The sequence below is a fragment of the Mongoliimonas terrestris genome (assembly GCF_001927285.1).
Classification (GTDB): domain Bacteria; phylum Pseudomonadota; class Alphaproteobacteria; order Rhizobiales; family Pleomorphomonadaceae; genus Chthonobacter; species Chthonobacter terrestris.
This window is the reverse complement of the sequence record NZ_MSIG01000001.1, coordinates 163,819-179,782: the sequence shown is the minus strand read 5'-3', so window position 1 is coordinate 179,782 and position 15,964 is coordinate 163,819. Positions and strand designations below refer to the sequence as shown.

The 15,964-nt window shown below is 71.0% G+C and carries 12 protein-coding genes; 5 read left to right on the top strand and 7 right to left on the bottom strand.

Annotated features, from left to right (window positions below; all coding sequences use genetic code 11):
- Positions 1-65 precede the first annotated feature (65 nt).
- The gene (locus tag BUQ68_RS00660; RefSeq protein ID WP_075214007.1) at positions 66-725 is read left to right on the top strand and encodes a LysE/ArgO family amino acid transporter; all 660 of its coding nucleotides are present in this window, start codon (positions 66-68) and stop codon (positions 723-725) included.
- A gap of 61 nt (positions 726-786) precedes the next feature.
- Here BUQ68_RS00660 and BUQ68_RS00655 read toward each other — a convergent pair whose 3' ends face one another.
- Genes BUQ68_RS00655 through BUQ68_RS00645 form a run of 3 tightly spaced genes read right to left on the bottom strand, consistent with a single transcriptional unit; the run spans position 787 to position 6,084 of the window.
- A complete protein-coding gene (locus tag BUQ68_RS00655) occupies positions 787-2,187 on the bottom strand; it encodes an aminotransferase (RefSeq protein ID WP_075214006.1) in 1,401 nt (466 codons plus the stop codon).
- A gap of 38 nt (positions 2,188-2,225) precedes the next feature.
- On the bottom strand, positions 2,226-3,998 hold the full coding sequence (locus BUQ68_RS00650) for a hydantoinase B/oxoprolinase family protein (RefSeq protein ID WP_075214005.1): 1,773 nt from the start codon (positions 3,996-3,998) through the stop codon (positions 2,226-2,228).
- 28 nt (positions 3,999-4,026) lie between these two features.
- On the bottom strand, positions 4,027-6,084 hold the full coding sequence (locus tag BUQ68_RS00645) for a hydantoinase/oxoprolinase family protein (RefSeq protein WP_075214004.1): 2,058 nt from the start codon (positions 6,082-6,084) through the stop codon (positions 4,027-4,029).
- 317 nt (positions 6,085-6,401) lie between these two features.
- On the opposite strand from BUQ68_RS00645, the gene BUQ68_RS00640 reads away from it, so the two are divergent.
- Complete coding sequence (locus tag BUQ68_RS00640; protein WP_075214003.1) at positions 6,402-6,797, top strand: RidA family protein; 396 nt, start codon at positions 6,402-6,404, stop codon at positions 6,795-6,797.
- A gap of 123 nt (positions 6,798-6,920) precedes the next feature.
- A complete protein-coding gene (locus BUQ68_RS00635) occupies positions 6,921-7,553 on the top strand; it encodes a helix-turn-helix domain-containing protein (protein ID WP_075214002.1) in 633 nt (210 codons plus the stop codon).
- Positions 7,554-7,586: 33 nt separating this feature from the next.
- Here the strand turns inward: BUQ68_RS00635 and BUQ68_RS24395 are convergent, their stop codons facing one another.
- Together BUQ68_RS24395 and BUQ68_RS00625 are read right to left on the bottom strand one after the other, a co-directional pair.
- The gene (locus BUQ68_RS24395) at positions 7,587-9,392 is read right to left on the bottom strand and encodes an amino acid ABC transporter permease/ATP-binding protein (protein WP_280949689.1); all 1,806 of its coding nucleotides are present in this window, start codon (positions 9,390-9,392) and stop codon (positions 7,587-7,589) included.
- A 139-nt stretch (positions 9,393-9,531) separates the two neighbouring features.
- Entirely contained in the window at positions 9,532-10,392 is an 861-nt protein-coding gene (locus tag BUQ68_RS00625) for an ABC transporter substrate-binding protein (RefSeq protein ID WP_083656045.1), read from the bottom strand.
- Between the two features lie 571 nt (positions 10,393-10,963).
- Between BUQ68_RS00625 and BUQ68_RS00620 the strand changes: the two genes are divergently transcribed.
- Positions 10,964-12,442, top strand: a complete 1,479-nt coding sequence (locus BUQ68_RS00620; RefSeq protein ID WP_075214001.1) for a gamma-glutamyltransferase — start codon at positions 10,964-10,966, stop codon at positions 12,440-12,442.
- 10 nt (positions 12,443-12,452) lie between these two features.
- Here the strand turns inward: BUQ68_RS00620 and BUQ68_RS23000 are convergent, their stop codons facing one another.
- Positions 12,453-13,358 (bottom strand): NAD-dependent epimerase/dehydratase family protein, encoded by a 906-nt coding sequence (locus tag BUQ68_RS23000; RefSeq protein WP_075214000.1) that lies wholly within the window; start codon positions 13,356-13,358, stop codon positions 12,453-12,455.
- Entirely contained in the window at positions 13,355-14,251 is an 897-nt protein-coding gene (locus BUQ68_RS22995) for a polysaccharide deacetylase family protein (RefSeq protein WP_075213999.1), read from the bottom strand. The genes BUQ68_RS23000 and BUQ68_RS22995 overlap by 4 nt, the downstream gene beginning before the upstream one ends.
- 213 nt (positions 14,252-14,464) lie before the next feature.
- Between BUQ68_RS22995 and BUQ68_RS00605 the strand changes: the two genes are divergently transcribed.
- Positions 14,465-15,958 (top strand): 4-hydroxyphenylacetate 3-hydroxylase family protein, encoded by a 1,494-nt coding sequence (locus BUQ68_RS00605; RefSeq protein ID WP_075213998.1) that lies wholly within the window; start codon positions 14,465-14,467, stop codon positions 15,956-15,958.
- Positions 15,959-15,964: the final 6 nt, after the last annotated feature.

The following is a 15,964-nucleotide window of genomic DNA, read 5'->3' as shown; positions in this document are numbered from 1 at the left end:
CCTGGCTTCATCTGGAACAGAAAAACGAGTTTCCCTTAAAGCGACGAACGCGGCAAGAGCGGCGGATGACGAGCCCGTTCGCCCCCATCCCGCCCGGCCCCGACCTTTCGGCCGTCCTCTCCGCCTTCCTGTCCGGCTTCGCCCTTTCGGCGGCGCTGATCATGGCGATCGGCGCCCAGAACCTCTTCGTGCTCCGCCAGGGGCTTCGGCGCGAACACGTGGGCCCGGTCGTGCTCTTCTGCGGGGCGGCCGACGCCGTGCTGATCATCGCCGGGGTCGGCGGCCTCGGCGCCCTCCTGTCCGCCGCGCCGCAGCTGACCCTCTGGCTCACCTGCGGCGGGGCCGCCTTCCTCGGCTGCTACGGCCTCGCGGCGCTGCGCCGGTCGATGACGCCCGCGACGATCGTGCTTGCCGGCGACGCGGACCCGGTGGGGCTGCCCCGGGCCCTGGCGACGGCGGCGGCCTTCACCTTCCTCAACCCGCACGTCTACCTGGACACGGTGCTCCTCATGGGGGCGGCCGGATCGTCGCAGCCGGCTCCGGTCCGCCCGATCTTCGTCGTCGGCGCCGTCGCGGCGAGCGTCTCCTGGTTCGCGGCGCTCGGCTTCGGCGCGCGCCTCGTCCGGCCGCTGTTCGCCCGGCCGGCCGCTTGGCGATGGCTCGACCGCCTGGTCGGGGTGGTCATGCTCGCCCTGGCGGCGTCCCTCCTCGCGGCCCGCCCCTAGGGCCGTCTCCGGTCGCGGGGCGGGGCGAGGATCGGTTTTCGAGACGGGGGGACGGGGTCTTTCAGACCTTGTGGGCTGAGCCTGAGAGGTCCTCCAGCGTCGCGTCGAGGGCCTCGCCGACCACGTCGATGATCCGCTCGATGTCGGCGGCGGTGGAGACGAGCGGCGGGGCGGTCGACAGCACGTCGCCGAGCGCGCGGAGGATCACGCCGCGCTCCTGGCAGTGCCGTTCGACCAGAAGGCCCACGTGGCCGGGCGGGGCGAAGGGCGTCTTCGCGGCCTTGTCGGCGACGAGCTCCCAGGCGCCGAGAAAGCCGATGCCGCGCGCCTCGCCGACGAGGGGATGGTCGGCGAACCGCTGGACGCCGGCCTGGAGAAGGGGCGCCAGGCCGCGCACGTGGTCGAGGATGGCGTATTCCTCGTAGAGGTCCAGCGTCTCCAGGGCGACGGCGGCCGCCACCGGGTGGCCCGAATAGGTGAAGCCGTGGCCGAACACGCCGAGCTTGCCGGACTGGGCGTAGCAGGCCTCCCAGATCGCCTCGTTCATCATCAGGGCGGAGATGGGCAGGTAGCCGGACGAGAGGCCCTTGGCCATGGCGATCATGTCGGGCTTCAGGCCATAGACCTCCCCGCCGAACATCTCGCCGAGCCGGCCGAAGCCGCAGATCACCTCGTCGACGACGAAGAGGATGTCGTACTTCCTCAGGATCGGCTGGATCAGGTCGAAATAGCCCGCCGGCGGCACGATCACGCCGCCGGATCCGATCACCGGTTCGGCGAAGAAGGCCGCGATGGTCTCCGGGCCTTCGGTCAGGATCAGGGCTTCCAGGTTGGCGGCGAGCCGGGCCGCGAAGGCCGCCTCGCTCTCGCCGGGCAGGCCGTATTTCCAGTGGCTCGGGCAGTCGGTGTGGAGGAAGCGCGGCAGCGGCAGGTCGAAGTCGGCGTGGTTGCGGGCAAGCCCGGTGAGGCTGCCGGAGGCGACGGTGATGCCGTGGTAGCCGCCGATCCGGCCGATGATCTTCTTCTTCTCCGGCCGGCCGAGGGCGTTGTTGTAGTACCAGGCGAGCTTGATGGCCGTGTCGTTCGCCTCCGAGCCGGAATTGGCGAAGAAGACCTTGGACATGGGCACCGGCGCCATGGCGAGCAGCCGCTCGGCGAGCCGGATCGCGTTCGGATGGCTCTTGTGGCGGAAGAGGTGGTAGCTCGGCAGCTCAAGCATCTGCCTGTGGGCCACCGCGGCCAGCCGCGTCTGGCCGAAGCCGAGGGAGACGGACCAGAGGCCGGACACCCCCTCGATGTAGGACTTGCCGTCCTCGTCGATGACATGGACGCCGTCGCCCCGGGTGATCAGCAGCGGGCCTTCCCGGTCGTGGCGCTGCAGGTCGGTCATCGGGTGGATCAGGGCGGCCCGGTCGCGGGCGCTGTCGGAGTTGGCCGGCACGGTCGACGGATGGTCCAGCATGGAAGCCTCGGTGGCGGGCGTGAGAGGGAAAGGGCGGTTCAGCCGGCGGCGCGGAGCCGGTTCGTCTCGGCCCAGTCCACGGCGCCGGCCGGCGTGACCGCCACCTTGTAGACGTCGCGCGCCCGGCCGGCCGTGATCCACTTCTCGCGCACGTCGCCGGCCACCCGCTCCGGATCGCGGGTCGCCGGATCGCCGTAGCCGCCGCCGGCGGTGGAGTAGGAGACGACCGTCTGGTCGCGGCGCACCAGCACCTGCTCGGAGGTGCCGAGCGGCGTGATGGCGCCGTCGTCGGCGACGAGCCACTGCCGGGCGGGCTTGGCGTCGTGGCCGCCGCGGGTGCCCTTGGCGGCGTTCACCGTGCCGTCGCTGCAGAAGCCGAGCTCGAAGTCGCAGTCGACCGGCCGGTACTCGGTGAGGATGCCGGGCGCGCCGCGATGCATGCCGGCGCCCTCGCCGTCCGGCACCAGGCGCCTAGTGGCGATCATCATCGGGTGCAGCATCTCGTCCACCTCGACGCTGTCGTAGAAGGGCATGCCGGCGTTGCCCATGGAGAAGAGCGACAGCCAGCCGTCCTGGGTGGGCGTGCCCGCGCCGCCGGCACCGGCGAGGATCACCTCGTTGACGAAGGCGTGGCCGTTGCGCGGGTCGACGCCGGAGATCACGCCCGCGGAGGGCGGGATGGCGGCGCCGCCCTCGGCCATGCCGATGGTCGGGTCGATGGCCGCGAGGGCGCATTGCACCGCGTTGGTCACCCGGTCGCCGAGGTTGGTGGTGGCGACCGATGTGGAGGTCGGATGGCGCGGGATGCCGACGACGCAGTTCTCGCGCAGGTGCACGACGATCCGTCGGAGGCTGCCGGCGTTCGGCTGCATGGGCGTCGGCAGGCTGTTGAAGACGCCGACGAGCGCCGCCGTGCGGGCGCAGGCGTGGGAGAGGTTCACGCCGACCGGCAGGCAGTCGATGTTGTCCGTCATGTCGACCGTGATGATGGCGGCCCGCGGGTCCACCGTCACGTCGGCCGTCGCCGGAATGCCCTCCGGCGGGGTGCGGGGCAGGGGATCGTGCATGGAGGTCGCCCGCGCCCGGCCGGCCTTGATGGTGCGGATGCAATCGATCATCTGCTGTTCGCAGAGGTCGAACCAGTCGAGCGCGTGCTGGCTGAGGGCGTCCCAGCCGAGCTCGCGGCCCATGCGGACGATCTCCTGCTCGCCGATGCGGGCCGCGCCCACGGTGGCGAGATAGTCGCCGCGCCACTGGTTCGGCACGCGGATGCGCATCAGGCACATGTTGATGATGTCCTGGACGTCCTTGTAGCCGGTCTGGACCTTCACGGCGGGGAAGATCAGCGCGCCCTCTTCGTAGACGTCCCGGGCGTTGCCCATGTAGGTGGTCGGCAGCGAGTTGCCGCAGTCGGCCTGGTGGGCCTTGGCCAGCACCGTGAAGCGGTGCCGGCCGTCGTCGTCGAACACCGGCACCAGGATGGTGTGGTCGGCGGCGTGGCTGTTGCCGTGGTAGGGCGAGTTGTGCAGGAAGGCGTCGCCGGGCTTCAGGTCCGGGTGCATGTCCAGCATGGCCCTGGCCATCAGGTCGGCGCCGCCGATCACGTGGATGGGGTAGCTGTCCGCGGCGGTCAGCAGTTCGCAGTCGGCGGTGACGAGCGCGCAGGAGAAGTCGCGCGCGGTGTTGATCACGCCGGAACGGGCGGTGCGCAGGAGCGTGTTGGCCATCTTGCGCGTCACGCCCTCGAAGCGCTTCTGCGTGATGGCGAGGCGGACGCCGTCGGGCCGGGCGCGGGACGAAAGGTCGGTCATGGCAGGATTTCCTCGCGGCTGACGGGTCTCAGAGCGAAATGACGAGCTGGCCGGACGGCGTCCGGACCGCCGTCGCGCCGGGATTGATGACGACGGACGTGAAGCTGGATTCGATCACCGCCGGGCCGGCGACGGCCTCGCCCGGCGCCAGGTCGTCCCAGCGGTGGGCGTGGGCGTCCACCGGGCCGGTCTCGCGGAAGGTCATGGTCCGGCGGGTGACGCCCGGGCCGTGGCCGGGGCGGGGCGCCAGATGGGCGCGGCTCTCCTCCGCCACCCGGCAGCGGGCGACGGCGCGCCAGGTCATGATCTCCACGTCGTCGCCGTCGTCGCGGAAGGAGAAGAGGTCCTGGTGGCGGGCGTGGAAGGCGGCGACCAGCCGGGCCACCACGTCGGGCGCGTCGAGATCGGCGGCGGCGATCGGCACCTCGATCTCCCACACCTGGCTCGGATAGCGGCCCTCGATGGAAAGATCGATGCGCTTGTCGAACGCCTCCGGGCCGGCGGCGGCGAAGAAGGCCTCGGCCTTTTCGGCAAGCTCTGCCAGGATGGCCTTCGCCCGCGCCCGGTCGAAGGCGCGGGTGGGCATGAAGGCCGTCAGGGCGAAGTCGCGGGTGAGCTCCGACATCATGGCGCCGGCGGCGCTGAGGGCCGCGCAGACGTCCGGGACGATCACCGTGTCGCAGCGCAGGCGCCTCGCGATCAGCACCGTGTTGATGCCGGCCGCCCCGCCGCCGCCGACGATAACGGTGCCGGTCGGGTCGATGCCCTGCTTGACCGTGATGTCCTCGATGGCGTTGACCATCTGCTCGGTGGCAAGATCGATCACCGCCAGCGCGGCGTCGGCGAGCGAGAGGCCGAGCGGCTCCGCCACGTCGCGGCTGAGGGCCGCGCGCGCCGCGTCGATCGCAAGCTCCATCCGGCCGCCGAGGAAGAAGGCCGGATCGATGTAGCCGAGCACCACCGCGGCGTCGGTGACCGTGGGCTTCACGCCGCCGCGCCCGTAGCAGACCGGACCCGGCGTGGAGCCGGCGCTCTCCGGTCCGACGTGGAGGAGGCCCGAGGCGTCGACCCGCGCGATGGAGCCGCCGCCGGCGCCGATGCTCTTCACGTCGACGGACGGAAAGCCGGTGAGATGGCCGCGGTAGATGGGGCCGAGCCAGGTGTCCCTCGTCCAGGGGATCACGCCGTCCTTGACGAGGCTGACGTCGTAGGTGGTGCCGCCGGCGTCGGTGACGATGGCGGCGCTCCAGCCTTCCTCGGCGGCGAAGTAGCGGCCGGCGACCGGGGCCATGGACGGGCCGGAGTTGAGCGCCAGGATCGGCCGCTCGGCGAGGTCGTCGACGTCGACGAGCCCGCCCTGGGAGGTGACGGCGAAGATCCGGCCCTTCAGCCCCGCGTCGGTCAGGCGGGTCTTCAGCGTGTGCATGTAGCCCTGCATGATGGGCTTCAGCGACGCGTCGATGGCGGTGGAGGAGGTGCGCCGGTATTCGCGCACGGTCGGGTTCAGCTGGTGGGCGAGGGTGTAGGGCACGCCCGGCATGTGGGCGTCGAGGAGGCGCGCGACCGCCTGCTCGTGGGCGGGATTGACGATCGACCAGATCAGCGAGACGGCGACCGCCTCCACGCCCGCCGCCTTCATGGCGGCGATGTGCGCCACGACCTCCGCCTCCTCGAACGGCGCCATCTCGCGGCCGTCCGCCCAGATGCGGCCGGGGACCTCGTAGGTGAGCGAGCGGGGGATGTAGGGCGCCGGGTAGGGGATCTGGTAGTTGAACGGGTCGGTGCGGCCGCCCTCGCGGATCACCAGGATGTCCGGATGGCCCTTCGACACCAGGAGCGCGGTGCGGGCGGTGCGGCCGGTGACGACGGCGTTGATCGCCCGGGTGGTGGAGTGGAACAGGAGGTCGGTCTCGGCGAGAAGCGCGGCGACGCTGGTGCCCATCTCGCCGGCGGCCACGGCCACCGCGTCCAGGATGCCGTCCACCGGGTCCGGATAGGTGGTGGTGGCCTTGTGCATGGAGAGCACGCCGTTCCGGTCCATCACCAGATCCGTGAAGGTTCCGCCCACGTCGATCGACAGCCGCATCCGCTCAACCCTCCGTCCGCCGGCCTGGAGCGCAGCCGGTTCGATGAATGACTTGCGTACCATGCAAGCAAGTTGCAGGCCAGATGAGCGGGCGGGCGGATCCCGGGTTGAGGGTCGGAGGGCGGCTCGGGTGTTAAGGTTCGATGCATCTTTTTTGATGGGTCTGCCTTCGATGCAGGCAGGTCCCGCGGCATCGGCGTCCGCGGTCCACCGCGGCGGATGGCGGAGGACATGCTTCTGAAGCAAACGACTTGCACGGCCTGCGCCGGCATGGCGCTTGCACACGCCGGGGGCAGAGCCGCTTCAGGAGCCCGTCCATGCCCAAGACCACACTCGTGCCGCCGAACCTCTCCTTCCAGCCGCGGCCGTCCTATCCCTATTCGCCCGGCGCGGCGGCGGCCGGCTTCGTCTACACGGCCGGGCAGGTGGCCTGGGACCACGAGGGGCGGCTCGTCGGCGGCGGCGACGTGGCGGCCCAGACGCGGCAGGTGCTCTCCAACATCCGCTCCATCCTGGCCGAGGCGGGCGCGACCCTCGACGACGTGCTGAAGTGCAACGTCTACCTCGCCGACATCCGCACCTTCGACGCCATGAACGCGGTGTTCGCCGAGTTCTTCCCGGACAAGCCGCCCGCCCGCACCACCGTCCAGGCGGCCCTCGCGGAGCCGGAGATGCTGGTGGAGATCGAGGCGATCGCCTTCACCCAGCCCTGACCGGATGCGGGCGATCCGCCGGTCCGGGCGCCGGATCGAAGGTCGTGCCGCCCTCCCGCCCTGCACCTTGTCCGCGGCGCTGCCGACTTGACGACCGCGACGGAACCGTATCGTTAGTTCTCCATGACCAACGACGCCTCTCCCGCCGCCGTTGCCGCCGAATCGGCGGATGCGGGCGCTCCCACCAAGACCACCGGCCTGCCGGCCGTCGGCCCGCGCCTTCGCCTGCAGCGGCGGATCCGCCGTCTCCGGCTGAAGGATCTCGCCATCAAGGCCGGCTGCTCGGAAAGCCTGCTCTCGCGGATCGAGAACGGGCTCGTGACGCCGTCGCTGACCACGCTCCACCGTCTCAGCCAGGCGCTCGGCATCAACGTCTCCACCCTGCTGGAGCCGGTGGAGGAGAAGATCTGCACGGTCTACGGGCCGAACGACCGGCCGCGGCTCCTGCGCGGCGACGAGGCCGAGGGCGACGGCTCGACCGCGGACAGCATCATCCCGGTCGACGAGAACCGCCGCCTGGAAGGGCTGATGATCACGCTGCCGGCCGGCGGTCCGCTCTGCGGGCCGTTCCGCCACGCGGGCGAGGAGGTCGGCTACGTGATCGAGGGCGCGGTGGAGCTGACGGTGGAGGGGGAGATCTTCATCGTTCCGGCGGGCTCCACCTTCTTCTTCGAGTCCGACCGCCCGCACAGCTACCGGGCGTTTGGGCCGGCGACCGCCCGCGTGCTCTGGATCAACACCCCGCCGACCTTCTGACGGGGGTCGGCGGCCCGCATCCGACACTCCGCCTCACCCGAGTTCGCCTTCCGTCACGTCCTGCTCGACCATCCTCAAGAACCGGCGGGTGCGTTCGTGCTGCGGCGCGTCGATCACCTGTTCGGGCGGGCCCTGCTCGACGATCTTGCCCTCGTCCATGAAAATCACCCGGTCGGCCACGTCGCGGGCGAAGCGGATCTCGTGGGTGACCACGATCATGGTCATGCCGGCGGCGGCGAGGCGCCGCATCACGGTCAGCACCTCGCCGACCAGTTCCGGGTCGAGGGCGGAGGTCGGCTCGTCGAACAGCATCAGGCGCGGCTTGATGGCGAGCGCCCGGGCGATGGCGACGCGCTGCTGCTGGCCGCCGGAGAGCCGGTGCGGCAGGTGCTGGGTGTGGTTGCCGAGGCCGACGCTCGCCAGGAGTTCCATGGCGAGCGTCTCCGCGTCGCCGGCCGACACGCCGTGCACCCGCACAGGCGCTTCCACCACGTTCTCCAGGGCCGTCAGGTGGCCGAAGAGATTGAAGGACTGGAACACCATGCCGATGCGCGCCTTCGCCTTGGCGGCGGCGAGGTTGGACACCGGACGCGGCTTGCCGCCGGTGTAGTCGTAGCCGACGGTCAGGCCGTCGACCCGGATCTCGCCCCAGTCGAGGCCCTCCAGGTGGTTGATCATGCGCAGGAACGTGCTCTTGCCCGAACCGGACGGCCCGAGGATCACCACGCACTCGCCGCGGTTGACCGTGAGGTCGATGCCGGACAGCACCTCCCGGTCGCCGTAGCTCTTCTGCACGTTGCGGGCGACCACGAAGGGCTCGCCGACCGGCGCCGCGATGTCGGGCGCCGTGGCGATCCGCTTGAGCCAGGCTTCGTCGAGCTGGCGGCGGGGAACGATCGCCGGCTGCGCGGGCGCCGCGTTCTTGGGGGTGGCCGCGGCGGGACCGGTCTCGTCGGGCTTCGATGCGGCGAAGAGGAAGCCGCCGGTCAGGCGGGCGAGCGGGCTCGCACCCTTGCGCCGGGTCCGGTCGGCCTCCAGGTCGTAGCGCTTCTCCAGCCAGGACTGCAGCACCGAGATGGCGCTCGTCATCACCAGGTAGATCAGGCCGGCGGCGATGAAGACCGTGAAGAAGCGGAAGTTCTGGCCGACGATCTGCTGCGCCCGGAAGGTCAGCTCGTTGACGAAGATGATCGAGGCGATCGACGTCAGCTTCAGCATGCCGATGGTGTCGTTGAAGACGCCGGGCAGGATGGCGCGCATGGCCTGGGGCAGGATGATCCGGCGCAAGGTGAGGAACTTGCCCATGCCGAGGCTGTCGGCCGCGATCGACTGGTTGCGGTTCACCGACAGGATGCCGCCGCGGATGATCTCGGCGCTGAAGGCCGCCTCGTTGAGGGCGAAGCCGATGATGGCGGTGGTGATGGGGCTGAGGCGGATGCCGAGTTCCGGCAGGGCGTCGAACAGGAAGACCAACTGCAGGAGCTGCGGCGTGCCGCGGACCACCCAGATGTAGAACCAGGCGGACGACCGTACCACCCAGAGACCGGAGAGGCGCATCAGGGCGAGACCAAGGCCGAGCAGGAGGCCGATCGTCATGGCGGCGGTGGTGATCTTGACGGCGATCCACGCCCCCTCCCACAGGAAGGGGGACAGGAAGTAGCTCCACATCTCCACGACGAAGGGCGGCGGGCCGCCCTTCGTCATCGCCCCGCCCGAGGCGAGGTTCTCCAGGGTGGAGGTGTTCTGCGTCGCCGCGTCCGGGCCGCAGCCCGTCAGCACCAGCGCCACGATGAAGGCCAGTCCGAAGAGAGTGGCGATCCGACGGAGCCAAGTCTGCATGAGCCTCACCCGGCCGCCATCGGCCGTCACTGGAACGCGGGTCTGGTCCGGGCCCGGCGAGCCGGGTCCGGAGCGGGTGCGCCGCATACGGGAAGAACCGGAACCCGCTGACGGGCCGGCGATCCCGTTCGCGCGGGCCTCAGTCCTTGCGGATCTCGGCGGCCACCACCAGGTCCGGATCGATCTTGTAGGTCTCGAAGATCGCCTTCTGGGTGCCGGCGGCCTGGACGGCGACGATGCCGTCGTAGATCGCCTGCAGCAGCTCGTCGTTGCCGTTCTTGACCGCCGCCCCGATGGTGAAGCCGGTCAGGATCTTGAACGCCACCGCGTAGGTGTCCGGGTTGTCGATGGCGAGCGACTGCACCAGGGCGAGGTCGCTCATCATGATGTCGGCGCGGCCGGTCTGGACGAGGCGGATGCCGGCGGCGAGATCCGGATAGGTCATCACGGTCACGCCCGGCTTGCCGGCGGCGGTGCACTTGCCGTCCTGGTCCTTGAGGGCGGCTTCCTCCACCGTGCCGAGGCCGGCCGCGGCGGTGGCGCCGCACATGGCCTCGATGCTGTCGATGGACTTCGGGTTGCCCGCCTGGGTCAGCGCGCCGGTGCCGGCCTGCATGTAGAGCACGTAGTCGACCTGCTTGGCGCGCTCGGCGGTGTAGTAGAGGTTGTTCCAGAACACGTCGATCTGGCCGGAGATGGTCGCAGGCAGTAGGCCGGACCAGCCGCCGAGGAAGATCTCGTAGGGAATGCCGTGACAGTCGAACACCGCCTTGGCGAGGTCGGTGTCGGCGCCGATGATCTTGTCGAAGTCGGTGCCGTCGCGCATGGTGTAGGGCGGGGTCTGCGGGTCGGCCCCGAACTTGACCGTCTTGCCGACGAGGCCGGGATACTTCTCGGCCAGCTTGTCGGGCTCGCAAGCCGGCGCCTGGGCCAACGCCGCGCTGGCGGTTCCGAACGCGAGGGCGAAGGCGACTGCGGAAGTCCAAACTCGGGCCGTCATGGCATTCTCCTTAAGGGCGCTGAACAAGGCGGGTGGGATTTGCAAAGGGCGGGCGGTGCGTGGCGACGATCCTTGAAACGTGCATACAACCGGGTGCATTGCGCTCAAGTCGCTTGCATGAACAGCAATTTGCAAGCTGCGTGCCACGAACGGTTCCGCCCACAGCAGGCCGCCGACCGCCGACGATGGGGCTTCACACGGTCGTGGATTGAGCAGATCGGTGCACGGTTGCCTGCTTTCTTTGCATGGACGACAGGCGGTTGTTCTTCGGTTTCCGGCGATTCAGCGGGTGTGGACACGCCTTGGAGACCGGGGTCCGGGCGGCGCGGATCGGCCACGGCAGATCCGGCGACGGGCCGCGCGCCGCCGGCTGAAGGTTGATGCAAGAGACTTCTTTACCGCGCAAGTGAGTTTCGGATACCGTTTGTCCGCCACGGCACCCGAAGGCCGGGTCTGCCAGGAGGTCATGCCGGGCGGGTGGCAGGATGGCCGGTCTCATGCCCGGTGCTCCGGGACCGCCGGGACGGCCTTGCGGCGCCCCATCAAACGATCCTTCGAGGAAATCGCCTTCATGCTGCTTCCGGACCCGTTCTCCTCCAAGCCGCGGCCGGCCGTCTTCGGCATCCGCGCCGCCATCTCGGCCGCCCATCCGCTGGCCACGGCCGTGGCGCAAGGGGTGATCGAGCGGGGCGGCAACGCGGCCGACGCGGTGGTGGCCGCCCAGGCGGTCGTCAGCGTGCTGGTGCCGGAGGCCGGCGGCATCGGCGGCGACGGCTTCTTCCTGGTGCGCAGCGGGCCGGGTCAGGTGACCGCCATCAACGCGGCCGGCGCGTCGCCGCGCGCGGGCACCCCGGATGCGGTCCGGGACGACGGCACGTCGGTCAACGTGCCCGGCCTCGTCGGCGGCTGGGCGGCGCTTGCCGGCCGGTTCGGGCGGCTGCCGCTCGCCGAAAGCCTCGCGCCCGCCATCCGCATCGCCCGTGACGGCATGCGGGTGCGCCCGCGCCTGGTCGCCACCGTCGCCCAGCAGCGGGAGCGGCTGGTGCGCGGCGGCGCCGAGGCCTCGGTCTTCCTCACGGCCAAGCCCCATGCCCTCGTCCGCCAGCCGGCGCTCGCCGCCGCGCTCGCCGGGATCGCGGACGGCGGCGCCGACTGGTTCTACGGCGGCCCGCTCGCCGACGCGGTCGCCGGCGCGGTGGCTGACCGGGGCGGCCTGATGACCGTGGGCGACATCGCCAGCCACAAGACCGTGGTGACCGTGCCGCTGTCGGTCCGCTGGGCCGGCCGCACCGTGCATGTGCAGCCGCCCATGTCCCAGGGCGTGCTGCTCGCCATGGCGCTGAACGGCCTGGAGCGGCTGGGCGCCGTTCCGCCCGACCGGGTCGACCACGCGGCCGTGGAACTGACCGAGGCGGCCTTCGCCTACCGCGACCGCTGCGGGGAGGGCGCCGCGCTTCTCGAGGTGGACCTGCCGGTGGATCTCGACCGCGCGTCCGGCCGGGGCGGCCCGCGCGGCTACCTGCACACGGCCGGCGTCGCCGTGGCGGACGCGGACGGCCTGGTGATCTCCTCGCTCTTCTCGGTGTTCGACAATTTCGGCTCGGCCATCTACGTGCCGGAAGGCGGCTTCGTGCTGAACAACCGCGCCGGCGGCTTCACCCAAGCGCCGAACGCGATCGAGCCCGGCAAGCTGCCGGTGCACACGCTGGCGCCCATGCTGATGGAGGCCGACGACGGGGTGCTGGCGCTGGCGACGCCGGGCGCCGACGGCCAGGTGCAGACGCTGCTGCAGATCCTCTGCGCCACCGTGCTCCAGGGCCTCGACCTGCCGGCGGCTGTCGACCGGCCGCGCTGGCGCTCGGAGAACGGCAAGCTGCTGGTGGAAGCCGGTCACCCGGCGGCGGAAGCGCTCGGCGCCCTCGGCCACCAGGTGGTGGAGATGCCCTACGGCGACATCCGCGGCGGCGGCGTGGTGGCGGCCGGCCTTCAGGACGGCGCACCCTACGCGGTCTCCGACTTCCGGCGGGAGAACTGGAGCGGCGCGATCTGACGGGGCAGTCTCACGCGGCCCCGATCAGCCGCGCGATCCCGTCGGCGATCGCCACCGTCGGGCGGTAGCCGAGGCGGTCGCGGGCGCGCGTGAGATCGAGCGGGCCGATGGCGCCGTCGCCGTTTTCCCCGCGGTCGGCGACGACGTCGAGCCGGAGGGCGGGAAGGCGGGCCTGGACGAGCGCGCCGATCGCCGCCTCCGAGAGGTATTCGCCGCCGGTGACGTTCACGGGAACGCAGCCGCCGGCCGGGGTCGCCACGGCGGCGGCGGCGGCGTCGACCACGTCCTCCACCGCCACGAACTGGCGCATGTTGGAGCGGTCGTCGGTGACCGTCACGGTCCCGCCGGTCCGGCCGGCCGCGATGAGGGCGGAGACGAGATAGGGCGAGGTGCGGCCCGGTCCGTAGATGGAGGAGATCCGCAGCATCCAGGCGTCGAGGTCCCCGCCGGCCGCGTAGGCGCCGACGATTGCCTCGGCGGCGACCTTGCTGGCGCCGTAAGGGTCGTCCTTGCCGAGCGGGCTCTCCTCCGTGACCGGCGCCCGGTCCGGCCGGTCGCGGTAGACGGCGTTGGAGGAGAAGTGGACGAGGCGGCGGACGCCGGCCCGGCGCATGGCCTCCACCACCGAGAGCGTGCCGTTGACGTTGACGTCGAACATCAGCGCCGGATCGTCGCGGGCGAGCATCGGCCCGGAGATCGCCCCCGCGTGCACCACCAGATCGGGGTTGGCGGCGGCGACGGCGGCGATCACGGCCGGCCGGTCGCGAAGGTCGAGGGCCGCCGAGCGGCCGTCCGGGTCGGCGTTGAGATCGGTGGCCGTCACGGCGTGGCCGTCCGCCGCAAGGCGGGTGTGAAGATGGCGGCCGACGAAGCCGGCGGCGCCGGTGAGGAGGATGCTGAGGGCGGGGGTGCTCACGCCGGGTGCACCCGCATCCAGTGCTCGGCGATCTCCTGGCCGGTCGCCACCCACACCTTGTCGCGGCTGCGCACATGGTCGAGGAAGCGCACGAGGCCGGTGATGCGGCCGGGCCGGCCGATCAGGCGGTCGTGGAGGGCGAGCGACATCATCTTCGGCCGGTCGGCGCCTTCCGCGTAGAGCGTCTCGAAGCAGTCGATCATGTAGCGCGCGAAGTCGTCGCCGGTGGAGAAGCCGAGGTTCTGGTCGAACCGGTTGTCGTTGGTCTCGAACGAGTAGGGGATGACGAGGTGCGGCCGGTCCGCGACAGTCAGCCAGTAGGGCAGCTCGTCGGCGAGGCTGTCCCGGTCGTAGAGGAGCCGGCCGGTCTCCGCCAGCAGGCGGCGGGTGTTGCCGCTCGGCCGGCCGGTCATCCAGCCGACGGGCGCCACGCCGGCGACGCGCTCCAGCGTCTCGAACGCCATCCGGATGTGCGCGCGCTCCTCGTCCTCGCCCATGGTCTGGTAGTCGAGCCAGCGGTAGTGGTGGCTGACGAGCTCGTGGCCCTCGGCCACATAGGCGCGCACCAGGCGCGGGTTGCGCTCCGCCGCCTGGGCGACCGCGAGCAGGCAGACCTTCACGTCGAAGCGGCGGAACACGTCCAGGAGCCGCCAGGCGCCGACGCGGGAGCCGTAGGCGAACACCGATTCCACCAGCGGGCTGCGCAGGCCCGTGAGCGAGGGCTGGCCGATGTCGTTGAGGATGCCCTCCGACACGCCGTCGCCGTCCAGGATGGAGCGCTCGCCGCCGCCCTCGTAGTTGAGGTTGATGTTGACCGCGATCCGCGCGCCGCCCGGCCATTGCGGATGCGGCGGCCGATCCGCGTAGCCGACATAGTCCCGGTCGTCGATCATGGTGGAGGGCTCCGTCGCAGGATGTCGGACGAGAGCTTAGGGGCTGTTGCGCTCCGTGCAAGTGTCTTGAGGGGCATTTCGAGCCGCACGCCGTTGGTCCGGTTTGCGTGCTCAAGGATACGCCAAGTGACTTGAATTCAGGCGCGAAAGTGACTTGCGTGAAGCGCAATCGGCGCTAGCTTTGATCGGGATGCAACACCGGGACACCGCTTCATGCCGATCCGCACTGGCGCCGCCTATGTCAACGCCCTCCGGGACCGCCGCCGTGTCGTTCTCGACGGGCGCACGGTCGCGGACGTCACCACCGATCCGGCCTTCCGGGGCACGGTGGCGTCCTTCGCCGGGCTCTACGACATGCAGGCGGCGCCCGGGAACCGCGACCTCATGACGTTCGAGACGGACACCGGTCACCGGGTCAACCGGGCCTGGCAGCTGCCGACCTCGCTCCAGGATCTCGTGGAGCGGCGCCAGGCGATCGAGGCCTGGTCGGCCCTCACCTTCGGCTGGCTCGGCCGCTCGCCGGACCATCTCGCCACCGCGCTCGGCGGGCTGATGATGGGCGATGCCGTCATGGCGGCCCACGACCCGGCCCGCGCCGCGGCCTTCCGGGACTACTTCACCTACGCCCGCGACCGGGACCTCTTCGTCACCTACGTGATCCAGAACCCGCAGGCCGACAAGTCGCGCTCCCCGTCGGCGCAGGCGCGCGACGTGGTGCTTCACGTGGTCGACGAGGACGCGGCGGGCATCACGGTGTCCGGCGCCAAGATGCTCGGCACCAGCACGGTGATGGCCGACGAGGTGTTCGTCGGCAACATCCAGCCGCTGAAGCCGGGGGAGGGCGCCTATGCGCTGAGCTTCGCGCTGCCGGTGTCGACGCCGGGGATCGTGCTCCTCTCGCGCCGGTCCTACGAGGCGGGGGTCACAAGCGCGTTCGACTACCCGCTCTCCAGCCGGTTCGACGAGAACGACGCGGTCGTGGTGTTCGAGGGCGTGAAAGTGCCGTGGGAGCGGGTGTTCGTGCACGGCGACGTGGCGGCGGCGCGCGCCCAGTGGCACGAGACGCCGACCCACGTCTACCAGAACTACCAGTCGCAGATCCGCCTGAAGGTGAAGCTGCGCTTCCTCCTCGGCCTCGCCCGCCGGATCGCCGAGGTGAACGGCACCGCCGGCATGCCGCAGGTGGAGGCGGTGCTCGCCCGGCTCGCCACGGAGGCGGCGATCGTGGAGGGGATGGTGGCCGGCATGGAGGCGGCGGGGCGGCGATTCGGGCCCTATTTCGTGCCCTCGGCGCACCTCCTCTACGCGGCGCAGACCTATACGCAGGATCTCTATCCGCGCTTCGTCAACACCATCCGGGATCTGGCCGGGGGCGGCGTCATCATGCTGCCGTCGTCGGTGCGGGACCTGGAGGATCCGGAGATCCGCCGGCACGTGGAGGCGACGCAGGTCTCGTCCGCCACCGACGCGCTCGGCCGCGTCGGCGTGATGAAGCTCGCCTGGGACGCCCTCGGTTCGGAGTTCGCGTCGCGCCACGTGCAGTACGAGATGTTCTATGCCGGCGCCTCCTACGTGAACCACGCCAACGTCAACCGCACCTACGACTGGTCCGCCGCCACGGCGCTCGCCGACGCGGCGCTCGCCCTGTCGCCCCGGCCGGCGGTGCCGGACCGCCTCGACCTTTCGCAAGGCGAGGCGGCCGAGTAGGGCCGG